At 73.4% G+C, this 21,852-nt stretch carries 22 protein-coding genes; 15 read left to right on the top strand and 7 right to left on the bottom strand.

Translation table 11 applies throughout. The features are described 5' to 3' along the window. Window positions 1–199: 199 nt before the first annotated feature. Window positions 200–496: a WhiB family transcriptional regulator gene (locus ACFWVC_RS32750; RefSeq protein ID WP_384296108.1), complete on the top strand. Its 297-nt coding sequence runs from the start codon at window positions 200–202 to the stop codon at window positions 494–496. A 33-nt stretch (window positions 497–529) separates the two neighbouring features. On the opposite strand, the gene ACFWVC_RS32745 is transcribed toward ACFWVC_RS32750, so the two are convergent. Continuing rightward, a complete protein-coding gene (locus ACFWVC_RS32745; RefSeq protein ID WP_384296105.1) occupies window positions 530–871 on the bottom strand; it encodes a hypothetical protein in 342 nt (113 codons plus the stop codon). 130 nt (window positions 872–1,001) lie between these two features. Between ACFWVC_RS32745 and ACFWVC_RS32740 the strand changes: the two genes are divergently transcribed. The 5 genes from ACFWVC_RS32740 (at window position 1,002) to ACFWVC_RS32720 (ending at window position 4,422) form a co-directional block, all read left to right on the top strand. Then, a complete protein-coding gene (locus tag ACFWVC_RS32740) occupies window positions 1,002–1,217 on the top strand; it encodes a DUF5133 domain-containing protein (RefSeq protein ID WP_384296102.1) in 216 nt (71 codons plus the stop codon). 128 nt (window positions 1,218–1,345) lie between these two features. After that, on the top strand, window positions 1,346–1,705 hold the full coding sequence (locus tag ACFWVC_RS32735; protein WP_384296098.1) for an STAS domain-containing protein: 360 nt from the start codon (window positions 1,346–1,348) through the stop codon (window positions 1,703–1,705). A gap of 344 nt (window positions 1,706–2,049) precedes the next feature. Next, window positions 2,050–2,658, top strand: coding sequence for a DNA polymerase ligase N-terminal domain-containing protein (locus tag ACFWVC_RS32730; protein ID WP_384296095.1), 609 nt, complete (start codon window positions 2,050–2,052; stop codon window positions 2,656–2,658). Between the two features lie 45 nt (window positions 2,659–2,703). Beyond that, window positions 2,704–3,093, top strand: a complete 390-nt coding sequence (locus tag ACFWVC_RS32725) for a GNAT family N-acetyltransferase (RefSeq protein WP_384296092.1) — start codon at window positions 2,704–2,706, stop codon at window positions 3,091–3,093. A 123-nt stretch (window positions 3,094–3,216) separates the two neighbouring features. Beyond that, the gene (locus tag ACFWVC_RS32720; protein ID WP_384296088.1) at window positions 3,217–4,422 is read left to right on the top strand and encodes a glycoside hydrolase family 64 protein; all 1,206 of its coding nucleotides are present in this window, start codon (window positions 3,217–3,219) and stop codon (window positions 4,420–4,422) included. Here the strand turns inward: ACFWVC_RS32720 and ACFWVC_RS32715 are convergent. Beyond that, window positions 4,415–5,257, bottom strand: a complete 843-nt coding sequence (locus tag ACFWVC_RS32715) for a GntR family transcriptional regulator (protein ID WP_384296085.1) — start codon at window positions 5,255–5,257, stop codon at window positions 4,415–4,417. The genes ACFWVC_RS32720 and ACFWVC_RS32715 overlap by 8 nt on opposite strands. Before the next feature lie 241 nt (window positions 5,258–5,498). Here ACFWVC_RS32715 and ACFWVC_RS32710 point away from each other — a divergent pair, with 241 nt between their 5' ends. Further along, a complete protein-coding gene (locus ACFWVC_RS32710) occupies window positions 5,499–6,956 on the top strand; it encodes a cellulose binding domain-containing protein (protein ID WP_384296083.1) in 1,458 nt (485 codons plus the stop codon). Here ACFWVC_RS32710 and ACFWVC_RS32705 read toward each other — a convergent pair. From ACFWVC_RS32705 to ACFWVC_RS32695, 3 genes are all read right to left on the bottom strand, one after another. Then, the gene (locus tag ACFWVC_RS32705) at window positions 6,908–8,083 is read right to left on the bottom strand and encodes an XdhC family protein (protein ID WP_384296082.1); all 1,176 of its coding nucleotides are present in this window, start codon (window positions 8,081–8,083) and stop codon (window positions 6,908–6,910) included. The genes ACFWVC_RS32710 and ACFWVC_RS32705 overlap by 49 nt on opposite strands. Window positions 8,084–8,091: 8 nt before the next feature. Beyond that, complete coding sequence (locus ACFWVC_RS32700) at window positions 8,092–8,862, bottom strand: SRPBCC family protein (protein WP_384296078.1); 771 nt, start codon at window positions 8,860–8,862, stop codon at window positions 8,092–8,094. Between the two features lie 132 nt (window positions 8,863–8,994). Next, window positions 8,995–9,954: a LysR family transcriptional regulator gene (locus ACFWVC_RS32695; protein WP_384296075.1), complete on the bottom strand. Its 960-nt coding sequence runs from the start codon at window positions 9,952–9,954 to the stop codon at window positions 8,995–8,997. 185 nt (window positions 9,955–10,139) lie between these two features. Here ACFWVC_RS32695 and ACFWVC_RS32690 point away from each other — a divergent pair, with 185 nt between their 5' ends. The 6 genes from ACFWVC_RS32690 to ACFWVC_RS32665 are packed head-to-tail and all read left to right on the top strand — an operon-like array spanning window position 10,140 to window position 16,997. After that, complete coding sequence (locus tag ACFWVC_RS32690) at window positions 10,140–11,027, top strand: FAD binding domain-containing protein (RefSeq protein WP_384296072.1); 888 nt, start codon at window positions 10,140–10,142, stop codon at window positions 11,025–11,027. A 5-nt stretch (window positions 11,028–11,032) separates the two neighbouring features. Beyond that, the gene (locus ACFWVC_RS32685; RefSeq protein WP_384296068.1) at window positions 11,033–11,524 is read left to right on the top strand and encodes a (2Fe-2S)-binding protein; all 492 of its coding nucleotides are present in this window, start codon (window positions 11,033–11,035) and stop codon (window positions 11,522–11,524) included. Further along, window positions 11,521–13,917 (top strand): aerobic carbon-monoxide dehydrogenase large subunit, encoded by a 2,397-nt coding sequence (locus ACFWVC_RS32680; RefSeq protein WP_384296065.1) that lies wholly within the window; start codon window positions 11,521–11,523, stop codon window positions 13,915–13,917. Before ACFWVC_RS32685 ends, ACFWVC_RS32680 begins: the two co-directional genes overlap by 4 nt. Beyond that, window positions 13,914–14,867, top strand: a complete 954-nt coding sequence (locus ACFWVC_RS32675) for an XdhC family protein (RefSeq protein ID WP_384296061.1) — start codon at window positions 13,914–13,916, stop codon at window positions 14,865–14,867. Before ACFWVC_RS32680 ends, ACFWVC_RS32675 begins: the two co-directional genes overlap by 4 nt. After that, complete coding sequence (locus tag ACFWVC_RS32670) at window positions 14,864–15,766, top strand: AAA family ATPase (protein ID WP_384296058.1); 903 nt, start codon at window positions 14,864–14,866, stop codon at window positions 15,764–15,766. Before ACFWVC_RS32675 ends, ACFWVC_RS32670 begins: the two co-directional genes overlap by 4 nt. Further along, the gene (locus ACFWVC_RS32665; protein WP_384296054.1) at window positions 15,756–16,997 is read left to right on the top strand and encodes a VWA domain-containing protein; all 1,242 of its coding nucleotides are present in this window, start codon (window positions 15,756–15,758) and stop codon (window positions 16,995–16,997) included. Before ACFWVC_RS32670 ends, ACFWVC_RS32665 begins: the two co-directional genes overlap by 11 nt. Window positions 16,998–17,043: 46 nt before the next feature. Here ACFWVC_RS32665 and ACFWVC_RS32660 read toward each other — a convergent pair whose 3' ends face one another. Next, window positions 17,044–17,952 (bottom strand): MHYT domain-containing protein, encoded by a 909-nt coding sequence (locus tag ACFWVC_RS32660; RefSeq protein ID WP_384296052.1) that lies wholly within the window; start codon window positions 17,950–17,952, stop codon window positions 17,044–17,046. Window positions 17,953–18,315: 363 nt separating this feature from the next. Beyond that, window positions 18,316–19,254, bottom strand: coding sequence for a phytoene/squalene synthase family protein (locus ACFWVC_RS32655; protein WP_384296049.1), 939 nt, complete (start codon window positions 19,252–19,254; stop codon window positions 18,316–18,318). Between the two features lie 305 nt (window positions 19,255–19,559). On the opposite strand from ACFWVC_RS32655, the gene ACFWVC_RS32650 reads away from it, so the two are divergent. Together ACFWVC_RS32650 and ACFWVC_RS32645 are read left to right on the top strand one after the other, a co-directional pair. Beyond that, window positions 19,560–20,321 (top strand): DeoR/GlpR family DNA-binding transcription regulator, encoded by a 762-nt coding sequence (locus ACFWVC_RS32650; RefSeq protein ID WP_384296046.1) that lies wholly within the window; start codon window positions 19,560–19,562, stop codon window positions 20,319–20,321. A gap of 117 nt (window positions 20,322–20,438) precedes the next feature. Further along, the gene (locus ACFWVC_RS32645) at window positions 20,439–21,845 is read left to right on the top strand and encodes an ABC transporter substrate-binding protein (protein ID WP_384296044.1); all 1,407 of its coding nucleotides are present in this window, start codon (window positions 20,439–20,441) and stop codon (window positions 21,843–21,845) included. The last annotated feature ends 7 nt before the right edge of the window (window positions 21,846–21,852 follow it).

The raw sequence follows: 21,852 nt of genomic DNA, 5'->3' as shown, positions 1-21,852 counted from the left end.
GGGTCGCCGTGCGCCACCCGCATCCGAGTTTCCGTCGCCGGGGTGCCCGTCATGCGCCGGCCCGCCACGGCCGTTCGGCATTCGGCATTGGGCATTGGGCATTGGGCATTCGGCCCGCATGGCTCCCCGGCGACCGGGTACGCGACGTCTCACGATTACGTCCGCAGCACTCCGTACGCGTTCTCCGGAAGGAGTTGCCATGGGCTGGTGGCGAAACGCCGCTTGTTCCGACGAGGATCCCGACCTGTTCTTCCCGGTCAGTACGTCAGGGCCGGGGGCCGCTCAGGAGGAGCGGGCCAAGGCGGTCTGCGAGCGGTGCCCGGTGGAGGAGCAGTGCCTCCAGTGGGCCCTGGACAGCGGGCAGAACCCGGGGATCTGGGGTGGTACGTCCGAGGACGACCGGCGGGCGATCAAGCGCCGCCGGGCGCGGAGCCGGCCGCACGCCCCGTCGTCACCGACCTCTCCCCGCAAGGAGCGCAGGCCGGCGGTCCGCTGAGCCCCGGGGCGTGGTGTCCGGCCCGCGCGGCGGTCACCGGGCGCGCGGCCCGGCGTTCCGGCGGCGGGTCATTGCCGGCCGCCGGAAGGCCACCGCGAGCGTGAGCAGCCAGACCAGCCCGAAGGCCGCCGCGACGCCGGGCTGCCGCGTCAGCACGGTCGCGACGAACAGGGCGAGCGTGGCGGTGACGAGCAGCGCCACGAGCAGCACCCGGGGTCGCCACGTCCCGCCGTCGCGGAGGACGTCCAGCGTGCGGTCACGGCGCGTCAGGCACATCGTGCGCAGCCGCCGTTCGAGCATCACATCGGCGCTGAGCAGGCGCTCCATGCCCGCCAGCGTGCGCCTCTCACGGTCGGACAGTTCCGAGCTCTCCATGCCGGCACCTCCGCGGCTCGCCACCCATGCCCGCCGTCTACCCCGATTGGGTGCGGGGATGACGGGTAGCCGAACTCCGATGACCCCTCGTCGGCCCGCCCGCCCGGCTGACGACGGAAGGAGTCCGATCATGCTGGTGGCGCATCCCGTGGTCCTGTACATGCTCGTCGAACGGTACGAGTCGCTGTGCGCACGGCCGGCGGGCGAGGACGACCAGGCCGGCCGGCACAGGGACGACCTCGCAGTCGCTCTGTGCGCGGCCACCGGGACGCCCGACGTGGAAGCGGCGCTGCGCGCGGCCCGCCGCCTGTTACCGGGGACGGGCGAAGAGGCCGGCGGATCTTGAGGACGACCGGTCGGCACCGCGTGGCGGTGTCGTGAAAGGGCCGGTCCGCGCCCTGCATCGCTTGACGGGACCGGCGGGCGGGCCGACCCTGAAAGGGATCGAGCGTTCCACCCCACTGGGAGCTCCACGTGCCACCCCTCCCCTCACCCCGCCCGGCATGGGCCGCCCACCGGCTCACCGTCCGCTTCGGCGGGGCCGGAGACCGGCCGCTGGCCGTCGTCGCCGGCGAGATCGACCAGGACTGCGCCGAGGACCTGCGGCGTGCCCTGGAGTCCGCGCTCGGCGACGGCGCGGACGGCACCGCCGGTATCGACGTCGACCTGCGCGGCGTCTCCTTCTGCGACTGCGCCGGGCTGAACGCCCTGCTGCGCGTGCGCCTGCACGCCCTGGACAGCGGGCGCACGGTCACGCTGAGCGCGGTCAGCGGGCAGGTGGGACGGCTGCTGTCGCTCTCCGGCACGGAGGAGCTCTTCGCCGCCGCGGCGTGAGCACCACCGGAACGGGCCGTGTCACCGCCGTGCCACCGGGTACCCGACCGTGGAGAACGGCAGAACACCTCGATCCACTTCCGAGGAGGACCAGGTCATGACCGACCCCGTGCCCCCGAGCCCCGTCCCCTCGCCGGGTCCCACGGGCCCCGGCCCGGGCCCTTCGCCCGGCCCCGTGCCGCCGCCCGTCGGCCCCGACCCCGTACCGCCGCAGCCGCCGCGCCCCGGCCCCGATCCGGTGCCGCCGGACCCCACGCCGCCCGGTCCCGGTCCGGAACCGGGGCCCCTGCCGGACCCGGGCCCCAGCCCCGCGCCCGCCACCTGACCGCGGGAGGAATCACGTCATGCCCGCCGGGAAAGCGCTGACGGAGTATCACCGCAAGCGGGACTTCGACAGCACCCCCGAGCCGGCGGGCGGCGGCGGACGGGATCCGGACGGCGAGCCCCGGTTCGTCGTCCAGATCCATGACGCGAGCACGACGCACTTCGACTTCCGCCTCGAAGTGGACGGTGTGCTCAGGAGCTGGGCCGTGCCCAAGGGACCGTCCGGCGAACCGCACGACAAGCGCCTGGCGGTGCCCACCGAGGACCACCCGCTGGAGTACGCGGACTTCGAGGGCGTCATCGGGCAGGGCGAGTACGGCGGCGGGACCGTCATCGTGTGGGACACGGGGACGTTCCGGCCCCTCACCGACGGCCCTTTCGCGACGGCGCTCGCCCACGGCCATGCCTCGTTCCGGCTCAACGGGACGAAGCTGCGGGGTGGTTACGCCCTGACCCGGACCCGCCCCGCGGGCGCTGACGGCCGCGGCGAGACCTGGCTGCTGGTCAAGAAGGCCGACCGGTACGCCTCCGCACGGAGCACGACCGACCCGCGCCGCGCCCGCTCGGCCCGGTCGGGCCGTACGCTGCGCCAGGTCGCCGCCGCCGCGGCGTCGCCGGGCGGGCGCTGAATCCGGCCGCGCGGCGCGCGGCGGGATTTCCCCGTCACACCCCAGGTGGTCGCGGCCTGGCGGGACGAGGAGGACGTCGAAGCCTACGTCGCGCGGGACGACGCGGGCGCGCTCGTCGCCTACGGCGAACTCTGGGTCGATCCCGGGGAGACCGAGGTCGAGGTGGCCCGCGTGATCGTGCCGCCCGGCGCGCGCGGCAGAGGCATCGGCCGCCGCTTCGTGAGCGCCCTGGCCGCCCGTGCCCGTGAGTCGACCGGCTGGGGCGACGTCTTCGTCCGCGTGCACCCCGGCAACGCCCCGGCCCTGCGCGGCTACCGCGCCGCCGGCTTCGCCCCGGTCGCCGCGGCCCTGGCGGCGGAGTGGAACACCCCGCAGCCGGACGCCTGCGTCTGGCTGCGCCACACCGCGGGCACGGGATCGCCCGGCGGCGCGTGAACACAGGTTCCGCACAAACGACTTGGGAACAGCGGATTGACAGCGGGCTCCCCGGCGCGGAAATTTGAGAGCGCTCTCATCGGAGCGCCCGCATCCTCCACCCCCCACACAAGGAGGAACCACGTGCACGCCCGAGTCGCACAACGCAGAGTCCTCGCGGTGCTGTTCGCCGCGCTGCTGGTGGCCGTGGGCCTGACGGCCCTCGGCACCACGTCCCGTGCCGAGGCCGCGGTGCCGGCCACCATCCCGCTGACGATCACCAACAACTCCGGCCGGTCCGGACCGGTGTACCTGTACGACCTCGGCACCGAGCTGTCGAGCGGCCGGCAGGGCTGGGCCGACGCGAACGGCACGTTCCACGCCTGGCCGGCCGGCGGCAATCCGCCGACGCCGGCACCGGATGCCTCGATCGCCGGGCCGGCCAACGGCCAGTCGGTCACGATCCGCATGCCCAAGTTCTCGGGACGGCTCTACTTCTCGTACGGCCAGAAGCTCGTCTTCAAGGTGACGACGGGCGGCCTGGTGCAGCCCGCCGTCCAGAACCCGAGCGACCCGAACCGCGACATCCTCTTCAACTGGACCGAGTACACGCTCAATGACGCCGGACTGTGGATAAACAGCACCCAGGTGGACATGGTCTCGGCCCCGTACGCGGTCGGCGTCAGGCTCGCCGACGGCTCGGTGAAGAGCACCGGGCACTTCAAGCCGGGCGGCTACACCGGGTTCTTCGACGCCCTGCGGGCCCGGCCCGGCGGCTGGGCCGGCCTGATCCAGACCCGCTCCGACGGCACCGTGCTGCGCGCCCTGTCCCCCGGCCACGGCATCGAGACCGGTGCGCTGCCGCGCACAATCATGGACGACTACGTCAACCGCGTCTGGCAGAAGTACACCTCCTCCACCCTGACCGTGACGCCCTTCGGGGACCAGCCCGGCACGAAGTACTTCGGGCGGGTCTCGGGCAACGTCATGAACTTCACCAACTCCTCCGGGGCGGTGGTCACCTCCTTCCAGAAGCCCGACGCCGACAGCGTCTTCGGCTGCTACAAGCTGCTGGACGCCCCCAACGACCTGGTACGCGGCCCGATCTCGCGCACGCTGTGCGCCGGCTTCAACCGCTCCACGCTGCTGGTCAACCCCAACCAGCCGGACACGAGCGCGGCGAACTTCTACCAGGACGCCGTCACCAACCACTACGCCCGCGCCATCCACGACCGGATGGCCGACGGCAAGGCGTACGCCTTCGCCTTCGACGACGTCGGCAACCACGAGTCGCTGGTCAACGACGGCAATCCGCAGCAGGCGTACATCACCCTGGACCCCTTCAGCTAGACCGGGGCTGGACGTCCCCGACGAGGGAGGCGAGCGTGCCGGCCGGGGCGGCGCGCTCGTCCGGGGGCATTCCGGGGTGGTGCCCGGCCGGCGCGGGCCCCGGGGGCACCGTGCCGGCCAGCGCGAGCCGGGACACGATGCGGTAGCGGTCGCCGCGGTAGAGCGAGTGGACGTACTCCACGGGCTGCCCCTGCGCGTCGCAGGTGAGGCGGTCGAAGAGCAGGGCCGGGGAGAGCACGGGCACCGCGAGCAGCCGCGCCTCCTCCTCGTTGGCGACCGTGGGCTCGATGGACTGGACGGCCTCGTGGACGTGGACGCCGTGCCGGTCGCGCAGGAAGGCGTAGAAGTCCCCCGACTCCATGTCGGCGGCGCGCAGTCCGGGCACCAGGACGGCGGGCACGTGCAGGTACTCCACGGCCATGGGCTCGCCGTCGACCAGCCGCAGCCGCGCGATGTAGACGATCTCTGCGGCCGGGGAGATGCGCAGTTTGCGGCCGACCCGCGCGCCCGCCCGTACGGTGGCGAACTCCAGCACACGGCTGAGCCAGTCGCCCCCGGCCTGCGACAGGGTGAAGGCGGCTTCGCCCTGGGCGAGTTCCTGGGTGATCTTCGCGGGGGCGACGTACATGCCACTTCCGTGCCGGCGCACCAGCAGGCCGGTGTTGACGAGTTCGTCGACGGCGGAGCGCACCGTGGGGCGCGAGACGTCCAGCCGCTCGCACAGAGCGCGTTCGGACGGGATCGGCGTGCCGGGCGCCTGGGACTCGACGAGTTCCAGCAGATGGTCACGGACCTTCTCCCGCTTGAGCGGCGACCGCGGCGCCTCGCCCGTCATGAATCAGCCCCCGTTCCCTGTCCGGTACCCGGACGTACGGCGCGGCGCCGCACGGTGCGAGGCTAGCCAGTTGCTGACCAGTTCACCAGTGGTTCCGGTCCAACCCATCCACGTAGGGCGCCAGTTCCCCGCGTTCGGGGCTCTTGACCCCCCATCAGGTCTATGCCATTTTCCCTTACCAGTGGAAGACCAGTTGCCAAGTGGTAAGCCCCACGCACTCCACCGACTGGAAGGGATCACCATGTCAGGAACGTCCCGCACCACCGGCCCTGGGCGCAGATCCGTCCGGGTCCGCACCGCCATGGCCGTCGTCGCCGCGGCCGGTCTGGCCTGTGCCGGGCTGACCGCCCTGCCCGCGTCCGCCGCGGTGGGCACCCTCAGCGCCCAGTACCGCACGAGCGCCGCCGGGGCGACCGCCGACCAGGCCGAGCCCTGGTTCGAGATCACCAACACCGGGAGCACCGGTGTCCCGCTCAGCGAGGTGACGCTGCGCTACTACTTCAAGGCCGAAAGCGCCGGCACCGCGTACCGCTTCGCCTGCTCCTGGGCGGTCAAGGGCTGTGCCAACATCACCGGCACCTTCGGCACCCTCGCCAACCCCACCGCGACCGCCGACCGTTACCTGGAGATCGGCTTCACCTCCGGCGCGGGCACGCTCGCCCCGGGTCAGAACACCGGCGACATGCAGCTGCGTTTCTACCGCGCGGACTGGCAGCGGCTCACGCAGTCCGACGACTACTCCTTCAACGGCGCGCAGACCGCGTACGCCGACTGGACCAAGGTCACCCTGCAGCGCGGCGGCTCCGTCGTCTGGGGCACCGCCCCGGCCGGCAACAACCCCACCGATCCCCCGACCGACCCGCCGACCACGCCGCCGACCGACCCCAACGCGCCCGCCCTCTTCGACGACTTCCGCTACGCCTCCAGCAGCGACCCGGCCCTGCAGAGCCACGGCTGGACCGTCAAGTCCGGCCAGGGCGGGCCGGGCGTGCCCGGCGCCACGTGGTCGCCGCAGGACGTCACCTTCGTCGCGGGCACCGGCGCCGACAAGGTCATGAATCTCCGCCTCACCACCGACGGCACCGCCGCCGGCACCAAGGAGACCGAGCTCCAGACCAGCGCCCGCAAGTTCCGCAACGGCACCTACGCGGCGCGGGTCCGCTTCGACGACACCGCGGCCGGCGGCCCGGACGGGGACCACATCGTCCAGACGTTCTTCGCCTTCACCCCGCTGAACGCGCCCATGGACCCCGACTACAGCGAGCAGGACTTCGAGTACCTGCCCAACGGCGGCTGGGGCGAGCCGGGCAACATCATGTACACGACGTCCTGGGAGACCTACAACCCGGACCCCTGGAACGCCGTCAACACGCACTCGGAGAACCGCGCCTCCTACGACGGCTGGCACGACCTGCAGGTCACCATCGACAACAGCGCCATCACCTACTCCATCGACGGCCAGGTCTTCGGCACGCACGGCGAGCCGTACCTGCCCGAGACCAGTCAGTGGATCGACTTCAACCACTGGCTGATCGACCTCACCGGCCAGACCGGCAGCACCGCGCGCTCGTACGACCAGCAGGTCGACTGGGTCTACTTCGTCAAGGACCAGGTCCTGACCCCGGCGCAGGTCGCCGCCCGGGTCGCCGCCTACCGCTCGGCGGGCACGGCCTTCACCGACACCGTGCCCGGGAGCTGACCCGGCCCCGCGCCGCCGCCCACCGCCGCAGGGGCGCGGTGGGCGGCGGCGTGGATCGGGCCCTCGGTGGCGCTGAGCGGGCCGCCGCTGCCGCCGCGGCGCCCCGCGATGATCTCGGCGGCGATCGAGACGGCCGTCTCCTGCGGGGTCAGCGCACCGATGTCCAGCCCGATCGGCGAGCAGAGCCGGGCGAGTTCGGCCGGTGTCAGCCCCGCCCGGCGCAGGCGTTCGAGGCGGTCCTCGTGCGTGCGGCGGGAGCCCATCGCCCCGACGAAGCCCAGTGCGGGGAGCCGCAGGGCGACCTCCAGCAGCGGCACGTCGAACTTGGGGTCGTGGGTGAGGACGGCGACCATCGTGCGGGTGTCGGTCCGCCCCGCGGCGGCCTCGGCGGCGAGGTAGCGGTGCGGCCACTCGACGGCCACCTCGTGGGCGTCGGGGAAGCGGGCCGCCGTGGTGAACACCGGACGCGCGTCGCACACCGTCACCCGGTGGCCCAGCAGGGCGCCCTGTCGGGCGAGGGCGGACGCGAAGTCCGTGGCGCCGAACACGAGCAACCGCGGCGGCGGGGCGAACGACCGGACGAAGACCCGCCGCTCCCCGTACCTTCGCAGCCCGTTGGCACCGCGCGCGAGCATCGTACGGACGTCCGCGGCGACGACGGCGTCGAGTTCCGCGTCGCCGAGACCGCCCGCCCGGTCCCCGGGGCGCACGACCAGCCGGGCGCCGGCGTCCGCACCGGAGACGGTGGTGGCCACGGCGACGGGCCGGCCGGCCGCCACGGCGTCCAGGACGCCCGGGAGTTCGGGGAAGGTGGCCGCGGAGACCGGCTCGACGAAGACCTCGATCGTGCCGCCGCAGGTCAGGCCGACGGCGAACGCCTCGTCGTCGCTGATCCCGTACTGCTCCAACTGCGCAGTGCCCGTCCGCAGCACCTCCCGCGCCACCTCGTACACCGCCGCCTCGACGCAGCCGCCCGACACGCTCCCGGCGACCTCCCCGGATTCCGCCACGGCCATCACCGCACCCGGTGGGCGCGGGGCGCTGCGGTAGGCGGCCACCACGGTGGCCAGTCCGATGGTGCCGCCCTCCGTGTACCAGGCCCGCAAGGGGCCGATCAGCTCACGCATCGCGGTCCTTATCGGGTGAGCCAGACGACGAGGACGACCAGCACGGCGAGCGCCACGACCAGCGGCACGACCCGTTTGACCACCGCTCCCCGGGCGACGCCCAGCAGGTCCAGCGGCTCGGGTTCGGCGGCGGGTGGCACCGGGGCGGGGGCGGGGGTGCCCTGGTCCGGGGCGGATGCGGCGGGTGCCCGCGGCGCGGGCGTGGAGCCGGGGGCCGGTCCCGCGGCGGCGGCGTCCTCGCCGGCCGTGTCCACGGGAGGAGCCTCGACCGGTGCAGCGCCGGCAACTGCGGGGGCAGGGGCGGCGGCCGCGCCGACCGCCGCGGGTGCGCGCTCGGCGGCCAGTTGCCGTTCCAGCGCGTCCACGAACTGCGCGAGCAGTTTCCGGCTGATCTCCTCGATCATCCCCTTGCCGAACTGGGCGACCTTGCCGGTGACCGTGAGCCGGGTCTCCACCGTGACGGCGGTGGCCGCCTCACCGTCGGCGGCCAGCCGGGCCGTGATCCGCGCGTCGGCGTTGCCCTGGCCCCGGCTGTCCCGGCCGCGCGCCCGCAGCACTGCGGTGCGGCCTTCCTCGTCCAGTTCCTCGAACTCGGCGACGCCCTTGTACTGGATCGTCATAGGGCCGACCTTCACCTTGACCACGCCCTGGTACGCCTCGCCGTCCCGGCCGGTCAGCTGGGCGCCCGGCATGCAGGGGGCGATCCGCTCGACGTCGGTGAGCAGCTCCCACGCCTGGGCCGGCGGCAGACTCACTCGGAACGCGTTGGTGAAGTCCATCGCGGCAGGGCCTCTCTTCCGGTGGCTGCTCCGCCCGGTCCCGTGGCGGGTGCCCACACCTTCGGCCCGGCACCCCGGTGCGTCAACGCGCAGTTCAGTGTTCGCTTAAGAGCCGCCGGACCGAGGGGGGGGTCAGCTCCACAACGTGACGTGCACGGGCGGCCGGAACTCCGTCAGCGGCACGCCGTTGGAACGGGCGAGCACGGCCTGGGTGGCGGCGGGCGTGGTGACGAAGCGGCACAGGGCGGCGGCGACCGCCGAACGGCGGTCGGCCGCGAGGGTGCTCGCGTACAACATGCCGTTGACGGGCATGCCGGCGACGTCGAGGACCACCAGATTGCCCCGCCGCAGGTCGTCGCGGACCACGTGCAGCAGGGCGACGGTCACCCCGTCGCCCGAGGCGACGGCGTTGAGGGCCGCGGTGACGCTGGGAAAGGCCGTCGCCCTGGCCGGTTCGACGCCGACGCGGCCGAGGAACGCGCCCGCGAGGGTGTCGGGGTCCATCCCGGCCGGGCCCAGGAGCCACGGCTCGCGCCCGAGCAGCGTGGGCGGGAGCGTGCTCCGCCTGCCCAGCGGGTGGTCCGGCGCCGCGACGACGACGAGTTGGAAGCGGAGGAACGGCACCGACTCGATCGACGGGTGCGGCGCGGGCGCGGGCCCGATGGTGACGTCGGCCCTGCGGTCCCTGAGGAGTTCGCCGAACACCCCGACGGGCACGGCGAGGGTGTCGGCGTCCAGTTCCGGCTGCCGCCGCCCGAAGGCGGCGAGCAGGGCCGGGAGTACCTGCTCGGCGCCGGTCTCGGTGGCGGCGACCCTTAACTGTGCGGTACCCGTACCGGCCTGCCGCACCCGGTGCCTGGTCTCCTCGGCCAGGCCGACGATCTCGGCGGCGCCCGCCGCGAGCCGCTGCCCTCCCGGGGTGAGGCTGATGCCGCCCGCCGCGCGGATGAACAGGACGTCGCCCAGTTCGCGGCGGAGCGCCGCGACCGCGCCCGACACCGCCGGCTCGGTGACGCCCAGCGACGCGGCCGCGGCCTTGACGGACCCCAGACGGGCCACCGCGACGAAAGCCCGGAGCTGCGTAAGCGTCATGGGAGCCATTACATCTGTTCGAGCGTCAACTGTTCCCCCTCCGGATTAACCATTCTCTTCAGACGCCGTTGACCGCCGTCCCGCGCGGGGCCAGGGTTCCCCCCACATCGACCCGTCATCGACCCGTCGTCGACCCCACAGGACCCGTAGCGACCCGGTCCGTCCGGGCAGGGAGGGAGGGTGCCGTGCAGGTACCCGCGTCGTTCGAGTACCAACGTGCACGGAGCGTCGAGGAGGCCCTGGAGCTGCTGGGACGCTTCGGCGAGGAGGCCAGGGTCCTCGCCGGGGGCCACAGCCTGCTCCCGATGATGAAGCTGCGGCTGGCCGGTCCGGAGGTGCTGGTCGACATCAACGACCTCACCGAACTCGACCACATCGACGAAGTCGGCGGTGAGCTGCGGGTCGGTGCCCTGACCCGGCACCGGACGCTGCTGGAGTCGCCGCTGATCGCCCGGTACTTCCCCATCGTCCAGGACGCCGAGCGGGTGATCGCCGACCCGCCGGTGCGCAACCGCGGCACGATCGGCGGATCGCTGTGCCAGGCGGATCCGTCGGAGGACCTGTCGGCGGTGTGCGCGGCCCTGCACGCGGTCGCCGTGGTCCGCGGGCCCGACGGCGAACGGGTCGTGCCGATGGCCGAGTTCCACCGGGGACCGTACGAGACCGCGGTCGGCGCCGGGGAGATGCTGACCCAGGTGCGGTTCCCGGTCCGTGCCGGGGGCGGCAGCGCCTACGAGAAGCTGGAACGCAAGGCCGGGGACTGGGCGGTGGCGGCCTCCGGGGTCGCGCTCACCCTGCACGACGGGCGCATGGCGCACGTGGGCGTGGGCCTGGCGGCCGTCGGCGCCGACGGACTGCACGCGGTGGCCGTGCAGGAACTCCTCGAGGGCCGCGCGCCCTCGCCGGAGCTGTTCGAGGAGGCCGGCCGGGTGGCGTCGGCGAGTTGCTCGCCGGTCACCGACAGCCGCGGGTCGGCCGAGTACAAGCGGCATCTGGCCGGCGAACTGACCAGGCGGGCCCTGCGGCGCGCCGTCGAGCGGGCCGCCGCGCCCACGGCTCCGGAGAAGGGGTGACGCACGTGCGGATCACCGTCAACGTCAACGGCGAGGACCACACCCGCGAGGTGGAGGCCCGTCATCTGCTGGTCCGTTTCCTGCGCGACGACCTTGAGCTGACCGGGACGCACTGGGGCTGCGACACCAGCAACTGCGGAACCTGCGTGGTGCTGATGGACGGCGAGCCGGTCAAGAGCTGCACGGTCCTGGCCGCCATGGCCGAGGGCCACGCGATCCGCACCGTCGAGGGTCTGGCGAACGCGGACGGGCTGGACCCCGTGCAGCAGGGCTTCATCGAGGAGCACGGGCTGCAGTGCGGCTTCTGCACCCCGGGGATGATGCTCAGCGGCCGCGCGCTGCTTGACCGCAACCCGGACCCCTCCGAGCAGGAGATCCGCGAGGCCATCGCGGGGCAGCTGTGCCGCTGCACCGGCTACCTCAACATCGTCAAGGCCATCCGGTGGGCCGCCGCGGACGAGTCCGGCCGGCGCGAGGAAGCGGGGAGCCAGGCATGACCACCGTCGAGGAGCCCACCACGCCCGCCACGCCCGCCGCCCCCGCTGCCGAGGAGCGGCCCATCGGGTACGGCCGCCTGAAGCGCAAGGAGGACCCGCGGTTCGTCCGCGGCAAGGGCCGGTACGTGGACGACGTGAAGCTGCCGGGCATGCTCCACGGCGCGGTGCTGCGCAGCCCGTTCGCGCACGCCCGGATCGTGTCCATCGACACGTCCGCCGCCGAGGCGCACCCCAAGGTGAAGGCCGTGATCACCGGCGAGACGCTGGCCGGGCTCGGGCTGGCGTGGATGCCGACGCTGTCGATGGACACCCAGGCCGTGCTGGCCACCGACAAGGTGCGCTTCCAGGGCCAGGAGGTCGCCTTCGTCGTCGCCGAGGACCACTACGCGGCCAGGGACGCGATCGAGCTGATCGACGTCGAGTACGAGCCGCTCGCCCCCGTCATCGACGCCCGCCGCGCCCTCGATCCGGGCGCACCGGTCATCCGTGACGACATCGAGGGCCGCACCGGGAACCACATCTTCGACTGGGAGGCCGGCGACCGGGCCGCCACCGAGGAGGTGTTCGCCCGCGCCGACGTCGTCGTCGAGCAGACCATGCTCTACCCGCGCGTGCACCCGGCGCCGCTGGAGACCTGCGGCGCGGTCGCCTCGATGGACCCGGTGGACGGGAAGCTGACGCTCTGGACGACCACCCAGGCCCCGCACGCGCACCGCACGCTGTACGCGATGGTCGCGGGGCTGCCCGAGCACAAGATCCGGGTGATCGCCCCGGACATCGGCGGCGGCTTCGGCAACAAGGTGGGCATCTACCCGGGCTATGTGTGCGCGGTGGTCGGCTCCATCGTCACCGGCAAGCCGGTGAAATGGGTGGAGGACCGCTCCGAGAACCTGATGAGCACCTCCTTCGCCCGCGACTACCACATGACCGGGGAGATCGCGGCGACCCGCGAGGGCCGCATCCTGGGCGTGCGGGTCAAGGTCCTCGCCGACCACGGCGCCTTCAACTCCACGGCCCAGCCGACGAAGTACCCCGCGGGCTTCTTCCACATCTTCACCGGCTCGTACGACATCGAGGCCGCGCACTGCGAGGTAACCGGCGTCTACACCAACAAGGCCCCGGGCGGCGTCGCCTACGCCTGCTCCTTCCGCGTCACCGAGGCGGTGTACCTGATCGAGCGCATGGTGGACTGCCTGGCGGCCGAACTGGGCACCGACCCGGCGGACCTGCGGATGCGCAATCTGCTGCGGCCGGAGCAGTTCCCGTACCAGAACAAGACCGGCTGGGAGTACGACTCCGGCGACTACCCGGCGTGCCTGCGCAAGGCCATGGACCTCGCGGGCTACGAGGAGCTGCGGAAGGAGCAGGCCGACAGGCGCGAGCGCGGCGAACTCATGGGCATCGGGCTGTCGTTCTTCACCGAGACGGTCGGCGCGGGCCCGCGCAAGCACATGGACATCCTGGGCCTGGGCATGGCCGACGGCTGCGAACTGCGCGTCCACCCCACCGGCAAGGCGGTGGTGCGGCTCAGCGTGCAGACCCAGGGGCAGGGCCACGAGACGACGTTCGCCCAGATCGTCGCCGAGGAACTGGGCATCCCGCCCGAGGACATCGACGTCGTGCACGGCGACACCGACCAGACGCCCTTCGGCCTGGGCACCTACGGCTCCCGCTCGACCCCGGTGTCGGGCGCCGCCGCGGCGCTGGTGGCGCGGAAGGTGCGGGACAAGGCGCGGATCATCGCCGGGGCGATGATGGAGGTGTCCCCCGACGACCTGGAGTGGGGCAAGGGCCACTGGTCGGTCAAGGGCGATCCGTCGATGACCCGGACGATCCAGGAGATCGCCCTGGCCGCGCACGGCGCGCTGGAGCTGCCGGAGGGCGTCGAGGGCCACCTGGAGGCCACCACCGTCTACAACCCGCCCAATCTGACGTACCCGTTCGGCGCGTACATCTGCGTGGTGGACGTGGACCGGGGAACGGGCGCGGTGAAGGTGCGGCGCTTCATCGCCGTGGACGACTGCGGCACGCGCATCAACCCCATGATCATCGAGGGGCAGGTGCACGGCGGGCTGGCGGACGGCGTCGGCATGGCGCTGATGGAGTTCATCGGCTTCGACGAGGACGGCAACTGCCTGTCGGGCTCCTTCATGGACTACCTGCTGCCGACCGCGCTGGAGGTGCCCGCCTGGGAGCTGGGCCACACGGTCACCCCGTCGCCCCACCACCCCATCGGGGCCAAGGGCATCGGCGAGTCCGCCACCGTCGGCTCGCCCCCGGCCGTGGTCAACGCGGTGCTCGACGCGATCGGCGTGCGCCACGCCGACATGCCGCTGACCCCGGGCCGGGTCTGGCAGGCGATGCGGCACGGCGAGGTGGAGGCACCGCAGTGAGCGGCACACCCGTGCTGGACGAGCGGATCGCCGAACTCACCGCCCGCCATGTCCCGTTCGTCCGCGCGACCGTGGTGCGCGCCCGCCGGCCGGCGAGCGCGCGTCCCGGGGACACGGCGGTGGTCCTGGCGGACGGCCGCATCGAGGGGTTCGTCGGCGGCGTCTGCGCGGAGGCCACGGTCCGCGCGCAGGCGCTGCGGACGCTGGCGAGCGGCGAGGCGCTCCTGCTGCGCATCTCCCCGGAGGCGCCGGAGGACGGCGCCCCCGGACAGCCGGAGGCCGACGAGGGGGCGCTGAGCCTGCGCAACCCCTGCCTGTCGGGCGGCGAGCTGGAGATCTTCCTGGAGCCGCGGCGCCCCGTCCCGCGCGTCGTCGTGCTGGGCGGCACGCCCATCGCCCGGGCGCTCCTCGCGTTCGGGCCGGCCCTCGGCTACGAGATCGCCGGGCCCGCCGGCGACGGGCTCACCGAGGAGGCACTGACCGGGGTGCGGGCCGTCGTGGTGGCCTCCCACGGCCGCGACGAGGACGCGGCCCTGACGGCCGCGGTCCGCGCGGGAGTTCCGTACGTGGGCCTCGTGGCGAGCCCCCGGCGCGGGGCGGCGGTCCTGGCGGGCCTGGAGCTGACGCGGGAGCAGCGGGGCCGGGTCCGCACCCCCGCCGGGCTGTGGATCGGCGCGCGCACGCCCGGCGAGGTGGCGCTGTCCATCCTCGCCGAGGTGGTCGCCTCGGTGCGCGGGCCGGCCCCGGCCGAGGCGGCCGAGGCGGCCGAGGCCGTCGAGCCACCGGAACCCGCCGTGCCCACGGCGACGGACCCGGTGTGCGGGATGTCCGTGGCCGCCACCGCGGACACCCCGCACACCGACGCGGGCGGCGAGCGCCGCTGGTTCTGCTGCGAGGGCTGCCGCACCGCGTTCGAGGCCGCGCCCGGCCGCTATGCGGAGGCACGGTGAGCGGATTCGCCGAGGCACGCGTCCCGGACACCGGCAGCCTGCGCCATGCCCTCGACGAACGCGGCTACCTCGCCGACCCCGGACTCGTCACGGCGCTCTTCCTGGCGCTGCGGCTGCCGCAGCCGCTGCTGCTGGAGGGCGAGTCCGGCGTCGGCAAGACCGAGGCGGCCAAGGCCCTCGCCGGCGTCCTGGGCGGACCGCTGGTCCGCCTGCAGTGCCACGACGGCCTGGACGCGGCGGAGGCGCTGTACGAGTGGAACCACGCGCGCCAGCTCCTCGGCATCCGCCTCGCGGAGGTGCGCGGCGAACGCCTCGCCGAGACCGATCTGTTCACCGAGGAGTACCTGCTGCGCCGCCCGGTGCTGACCGCGCTGACCCACCCCGGCCCGGAGCCGGCCGTCCTGCTGATCGACGAGATCGACCGCGCCGACGACGACTTCGAGGCCTTCCTGCTGGAAGTGCTGGCGGAGGCCGCCGTCACCATCCCGGAGATCGGCACCGTGCGTGCCCTGGTGCCACCGGTCGTGGTGCTCACCTCCAACCGGACCAGGGACCTGCACGACGCCCTCAAACGGCGCTGCCTGTACCACTGGATCGACTACCCGGAGCCCGAGCGGCTGGTGCGGATCGTGCGCCGCCGGGTGCCGGGCACATCGGCCGGGCTCGCGGACGAGGTGTCCGCGGCGGTACGGCGGCTGCGCACTGCGGAGATCCAGAAGTCGCCGGGCATCGCCGAGACCATCGACTGGCTCTCGGCCCTCGCCCTGCTGGGCGTGCGCCGGCTGGAGCCGGAGGCCGCGGCGGCGACCCTGGGCACCCTGCTGAAGTACCGCGAGGACCAGGAACTGGTGCGCGAGCGCGGTCTGGACTGGCTGGTCGGCAGCGGCCGTGACAGCTGAGCCGCACGCGGCGCCGCTCCCGCTCTTCGACACCGCCGAGTTCGGCGGCCGGCTCGGCGCCGCCCTGCGGCGCGGGGGCGTCCCGGTCACCCCCGACCGGGCGGTGTGCTTCCTGCGGGCGCTGCGACTCGTGCCGCCCGTCGACCGCGAGGCGCTGTACTGGGCGGCGCGGCTGGCGTTCGTCACCGGGCGGGAGCAGGTCGCGCCGTTCGAGCGGGTCTTCGACGCCGTCTTCGGCGGCCTCGGCGGCCCGGCCGCCGTCCCTCCCGGCCGGTCCCCCGCGCCGCCGCCCGACGCGGCGGAAGAGGTACGGGCCCCCTCCCCCGGCGTCCGTGACGCGCCCGGCACGACGCCCGCCGGTGCCGCCCGGGCGCGCGCGGCCGGCACCGCCGGCGGCAGCGGCCCCGACCGGGCGGCCGGGGTGCTGCCCACCCTCGGCAGCATCGCCGAGACCCTGGCCCACAAGGACTTCGCCGCCCTCGACCCGGGCGAACTGGAAGCACTCGACCGCCTGATGGAGCTCATCGTGCTGCGCACCCCGCTGCGCCGCACCCGGCGGCGGGACGCCGACCCGCACGGCCCGCGCGTGGACCCGCGCCGCACGCTGCGGGCGATCCGCTCCACGGGACTCGAGCCCGTGCGCCTCGCCAGGTCCCGCAACCGTTCGCGGCGCCGGCCGCTGGTGATGCTCTGCGACGTCTCGGGCTCGATGGAGCCGTACGCCCGCGCGTACGTGCGGCTCTTCCCCCGCGCGGCGGCCGTGGGCGTGGCCGCGGAGGTCTTCGTCTTCGCCACCCGGCTGACCCGGCTCACCCCGGTGCTCCGGCGGGCCGGCCGGCACGGGGTGGACGCGGCGCTGCGCCGGGCCGGCACGGCTGCGCCCGACTGGTCGGGCGGCACCCGCATCGGCCACGCGCTGGCCGAGTTCATCCGCCTCTTCGGCCGCCGCGGGATGGCCCGGGGGGCGGTGGTCGTCATCTTCTCCGACGGCTGGGAGGGCGAGGACCCGGCCGCCGTGGGCCGCGAGACCGCCCGGCTGCGCCGGCTCGCCCATCGCGTCGTCTGGGTCAACCCCCGTAAGGCGGCGCCGGGTTACCTCCCACTGGCGGGTGGCATGGCCGCGGCCCTCCCCCATTGCGACGCCTTCGTCAGCGGCCATGACTTCACGGCCCTCGGCGAACTGGCGGAGGCCATCGGCGGGACCGAGTGGCGACGGACCGGAAAAATTTGACAGGCCATCAACTGCTCGATCCCGCCTATCCCGCCTCTGTTCGCTTTCAGCCCCCGAATTCCCGGGATTCGCGGTACGGGTCATGCCGGGCGTCGCCGAATTGGTCGTACGTACCCGGACCGGAACCCGGGCCGTGGTGCGCCGCCGAAGCCGCCGACGGGACAGGCTGGGAAACGGGTCCGCCATTCCGGCGCACTCCCGCGAATTCCTCAGCGGAGGCCGCCGCGCCGTTCTGCGTCTCCCTGACGGGGCTCATGAGAACGGCGAAGGTGATCAGCATGAGCTCGAGACCGAGGCCGATGATGAGCGGTGCGACGAGAACCAGGCCCCTGACACCGCCGTCACTCACGACGCCCGACACATTCCGCACGTTCACGGCCGCCATCCCCGTGTAGTGCATGCCGCTGATCGCGACGGCCATCACCAGGGCCGCGCCGGTCGTCGCCCAGGTCCCCTCCACCCGCAGCGTGAACCACAGCGCCACGGTCGCGGCGGCGACGGCGATCACCACGGAGAGCACCACGAGCCAGGTGGTGTAGACGACATCGCCCGGGAACAGCAGGGCCGCCATGCCCATGTAGTGCATCGCGGCGACACCGAGCCCGGCGCCGACACCGCCGATGAGCAGCCCGGTCCACGAACGCCACACTCCGGCGACGAACATCCCGAGGCCGACGATCACGATGGCGACGATCAGGCTGACGATGGTCAGCGGCACGTCGTAGTGGAACTCGATGTCGTCGACGGCGAAGCCGAGCATGGCGATGAAGTGCATGCCCCAGATGCCCGACCCGAGGGTCAGCGCCCCGGCGGCGAGCCACGACCAGCCCCGGGCGAGACCGCGGGCGTGGAAACGGGCCGCACAGGCGAGCCCGAGTCCGGAACCCACGGCCGCCATGAGGTAGGCGAGCAAGGGATAGACGCCATGCGAATAGAGATGCTGATGCTGCCCCACGAAGGAACTCCCCACCTGGCAAAGACGGTACGCGCGATCCGCCGGCGACGGGAATGGAGGGGTACGGCCCGCCGGTCACCCGGCACCTGTGCCCACAAACCTCGCCGGCGTACCGCCTGCAATTCGGAATCGGGGCTCCCGCGACGGCGGCGCCCTTGCCGGTCCACGGGGCATGGCCGGGGCGGCTCCCCCGCCGCCCGGCCTCCGATGCTTGAACCTTATAGTAAGTGCCGGGAGATGTGGCACGCCGACGGAATAGGAAACACGCCGTTCCCATATGGGTAATTCTCACCGACGGGAAATTCATCGGCCGGCGGACCGAATGGACGGCGCGGGCCGCCCGCCCGCGAGGGGGAGGCCCGTTCAGCGTCCCGCGGGACGGCGGAGTGTGCTCGCGTAGGCCCCGGCGAGGGTGCCCAGTGCGCTGGCGACCGGGCGCCGGGCGGGTCCCTCGAGCAACGCGGCGCCGCTGCGTTCCGCGGCGCGCAGCCGGTGGCCCTGAAGGTCGACGAGGGCGCGCGTCATGGGCCGGTGGGGCCGGGGGACGAGGTCGATCAGACGGCGGGCGTCGGCGAGGCCGCGCCGGGTGGCCGCGGCGACCTCGTGCACGAGGCCCGCGAAGTCGCCCGCCCGCTCGCCGCGTTCGAGGGCGGCACGGGTCAGCCCGTGGCGGGCGAGAGCGTCCTCGGGGATGCCGAGGCGGCCGGCGCGCAGGTCCTCGGCGACGTCCTCGAGGAAGTCCAGGCGCTGGGCGGCCTCGACGAAGGTACGGCAGGCGGCGCGGTAGCCGGCGTATCCGGTGGGCGGCGCGAGCAGGCGGGCGACGAGGAGGAACGCGGGCAGGGAGTACGCGTCCACGTAGGCCTGGAAGTCGGCCTCGGTGGCGAAGCCACGCCAGCCGGCGTCGGCCGGGGCGGCGACGAGGTACTCGGCCACGACGTCACCGAGCACGGGCCGCCGGGAGACGGTGTGGGCGAGCGCCCGCAGCAGCAACTCGCCATCACTGCCGCTGTCGCTGTCGCTATCGCCGCCGTCGCCCGTCAGGGCCTCGCGCACGCGGCGCTCCCACGCGGTGAAGGCCGCCCGGCCGTCCGGTCCCCGGTCGAGCAGGTTGTCCGTGTGGTGCATGAACGCGGTGGCGGCGACGACGTCGGGCACGAGGTCCGCCGGCAGCAGGAGCCGGATCCCGGCGGAGGCGGCGCGGTCGAAGCGGGCGACCAGGCGGCGCTGGGCGGTGTAGGCGTCGCGCAGCGCCGGGTCGGCGATGCCCGCCCGGTCCAGGGTGTGCCGCCACGTAGTCATCGTCCTGCCGCTCCGTTCGTCCGGCCACCAGGGTCCCGGCGGCGAGTCAAACGCAGAAAAACCGGCAAACTCACTGCCCGGATGCCGCCGGACGCCCTCTGAGCTGGGGTTCACCGTACCGGGAAACGGGCAGATCCGGGCAGAGTCTGCCCTTGTACGGGCTGACCGGCCCGCGCCCCGCGGCGGTATAAATCTCAGGCGGGCCGAAACGGGCACCGGATGCCCGAAGTTGCCCGAAGGGTTGTGGGGCGTCGGCGAAGGGCGCACGCGACCGGCGGGACCGGCGGACCAGGGAGGTGCGGGACATGCGGGGCGACGAACGGCAGCACCGGATCCTGGCCCTGGTGCGGCAGTCCGGCCAGGTGGAGGTCACCGCGCTGGCCTCGGACTTCAAAGTGGCGCCGGAGACCATCCGGCGCGACCTCAGCGAACTGGAGCGCAGGGGGCTGGTCCGCCGCACCCACGGCGGCGCCTACCCCGTGGAGAGCGCGGGCTTCGAGACCGATCTGGCCCGGCGCGAGACCCATCAGGTGGAGAGCAAGCGCCGGATCGCCGCGGCCGCGGTGAAACTGCTCGGCGAGGCCGAGACCGTGTTCGTCGACGAGGGCTACACACAGCAGTTGCTGGCCGCCCTGCTCCCCACCGACCGGCCGCTGACGGTGGTGACCGCCTCGCTCCCGACCGCGGCGGCGATCGCCCAGTCCTCCGAGACCACCGTGCTGCTGCTCGGGGGCCGGGTACGGGGCCGCACCCTGGCCACCGTCGGCTCCTGGGCGACCCAGATGCTGTCCTCGTTCGTCATCGACCTGGCGATCATGGGGGCCAACGGCATCTCCCGCGACTTCGGGCTGACCACCCCCGACCCGGTCGTCGCCGACGTCAAGGCGCAGGCGGTGCGCTCCGCGCGGCGGCGCGTACTGGTCGGGATCCACACCAAGTTCGGCGTCTCGAGCTTCTGCCGGTTCGCGGAGATCGGCGACTTCGAGACCGTCGTGACCGACACGGGCCTGCCGGCCGCGGAGGCCCACCGCTACTCACTGCTCGGACCCAGCGTCATCCGCGTCTGATCGATCCGTTCCCCACCCCAGCCCGTGTGCGAGCCGCCGCGGGCCGGCCCGGCACACCCTCGCGCGCCCCGGACACGGCGCGCGCCGCCGGGACCCATCCAGAGAAAGGCCTCCCCGATGCGTGCCTTCGACCCCGGAACGACACGACGGCGCCCCGCCGTCGCCCGCACCGCAGTCCCCCGCCTCACCGCCGTCGCGGCGTGCGCCGCCCTGCTGGCCACCGGCTGCGCCGGCGCGGGCGGCAGCGGCAGCTCCGACGACGGATCCGGCGGCGGCTCGGTGAACGTCCTGATGGTCAACAACCCGCAGATGCTGGACCTGCAGAAACTGACCGCCTCCGACTTCACCAAGAGCACCGGCATCAAGGTCAACTTCACGGTGCTGCCCGAGAACGACGTCCGGGACAAGATCAGCCAGGAGTTCTCCAGCCAGGCCGGCACCTACGACGTCGCCTCCATCAGCAACTACGAGGCGCCGATCTACGGCAAGAACGGCTGGCTGGCGCCGCTGGACGACACCGTCGCCAAGGACCCGGACTTCGACCAGGCGGACATCCTGCCGTCCATGAAGGAGAGCCTGACCGGCGCCGACGGCAAGCTGTACGCCGAGCCGTTCTACGGCGAGTCGTCGTTCCTGATGTACCGCAAGGACGTGCTGGAGTCCAAGGGCCTCACCATGCCCGCCCACCCCACCTGGCAGCAGGTCGCGGACCTCGCGGCGAAGGCGGACGGGGCCGAGCCCGGCATGAAGGGCATCTGCCTGCGCGGACTGCCCGGCTGGGGCGAGGTGATGGCGCCGCTGACGACCGTGGTCAACACCTTCGGCGGGACGTGGTTCACCAAGGACTGGCAGGCGCAGGTGAACGCGCCGGCCTTCAAGGAGGCGACGAAGTTCTATGTCGACCTGGTCCGCTCGCACGGCGAGGCGGGCGCCCCGCAGGCCGGTTTCGCCGAGTGCCTGGGCGCCTTCCAGCAGGGCAAGACGGCCATGTGGTACGACGCCACCTCGGCGGCCGGCATCCTCGACAGCGCCGACTCCCCCGTCGCCGGCAAGGTCGGCTACGCGCCGGCGCCCGTGGTGAAAACCGACAACTCCGGCTGGCTGTACACCTGGGCGTGGGGCATCCAGAAGGCGAGCAAGCACCAGGACGACGCCGCGAAGTTCGTCGCCTGGGCCTCGGGCAAGGGGTACGAGGAACTGGTCGGCAAGAAGCTCGGCTGGGCTCGCGTCCCGGCCGGCAAGCGCACCTCGACGTACGCGAACGCCGACTACCTGAAGGTCGCGGGGCCGTTCGCCAAGGCCACGGAGGAGGCCATCGCGGGCGCCGACCCGCGCGACCCGGGCACCCAGCCCCGGCCGACCCTGGGCATCCAGTTCGTCGACATCCCGGAGTTCCCCGACCTCGGCACCAAGGTCTCCCAGGAGATCGCCTCCGCCATCGCCGGACGCACCTCGGTGGACGCCGCGCTGAACAAGTCCCAGCAACTGGCCGAGAAGGTCGCGGCGCAGTACCGGAACGGGTGATTCGGAC

It is taken from the genome of Streptomyces sp. NPDC058691 (genome assembly GCF_042714775.1).
GTDB lineage: Bacteria > Actinomycetota > Actinomycetes > Streptomycetales > Streptomycetaceae > Actinacidiphila.
This window is presented reverse-complemented; position numbering and strand designations above follow the sequence as displayed.

What these genes read in the sequence shown, in the direction of transcription:
- ACFWVC_RS32705 (WP_384296082.1), bottom strand. Translation starts at nt 8,083, where the DNA reads ATGCGTGAGCTGATCGGCCCCTTGCGGGCCTGGTACACGGAGGGCGGC.
- ACFWVC_RS32750 (WP_384296108.1), top strand. Translation starts at nt 200, where the DNA reads ATGGGCTGGTGGCGAAACGCCGCTTGTTCCGACGAGGATCCCGACCTG.
- ACFWVC_RS32650 (WP_384296046.1), top strand. Translation starts at nt 19,560, where the DNA reads ATGCGGGGCGACGAACGGCAGCACCGGATCCTGGCCCTGGTGCGGCAG.
- ACFWVC_RS32710 (WP_384296083.1), top strand. Translation starts at nt 5,499, where the DNA reads ATGTCAGGAACGTCCCGCACCACCGGCCCTGGGCGCAGATCCGTCCGG.
- ACFWVC_RS32655 (WP_384296049.1), bottom strand. Translation starts at nt 19,254, where the DNA reads ATGACTACGTGGCGGCACACCCTGGACCGGGCGGGCATCGCCGACCCG.
- ACFWVC_RS32680 (WP_384296065.1), top strand. Translation starts at nt 11,521, where the DNA reads ATGACCACCGTCGAGGAGCCCACCACGCCCGCCACGCCCGCCGCCCCC.
- ACFWVC_RS32700 (WP_384296078.1), bottom strand. Translation starts at nt 8,862, where the DNA reads ATGGACTTCACCAACGCGTTCCGAGTGAGTCTGCCGCCGGCCCAGGCG.
- ACFWVC_RS32745 (WP_384296105.1), bottom strand. Translation starts at nt 871, where the DNA reads ATGGAGAGCTCGGAACTGTCCGACCGTGAGAGGCGCACGCTGGCGGGC.
- ACFWVC_RS32730 (WP_384296095.1), top strand. Translation starts at nt 2,050, where the DNA reads ATGCCCGCCGGGAAAGCGCTGACGGAGTATCACCGCAAGCGGGACTTC.
- ACFWVC_RS32645 (WP_384296044.1), top strand. Translation starts at nt 20,439, where the DNA reads ATGCGTGCCTTCGACCCCGGAACGACACGACGGCGCCCCGCCGTCGCC.
- ACFWVC_RS32740 (WP_384296102.1), top strand. Translation starts at nt 1,002, where the DNA reads ATGCTGGTGGCGCATCCCGTGGTCCTGTACATGCTCGTCGAACGGTAC.
- ACFWVC_RS32715 (WP_384296085.1), bottom strand. Translation starts at nt 5,257, where the DNA reads ATGACGGGCGAGGCGCCGCGGTCGCCGCTCAAGCGGGAGAAGGTCCGT.
- ACFWVC_RS32695 (WP_384296075.1), bottom strand. Translation starts at nt 9,954, where the DNA reads ATGACGCTTACGCAGCTCCGGGCTTTCGTCGCGGTGGCCCGTCTGGGG.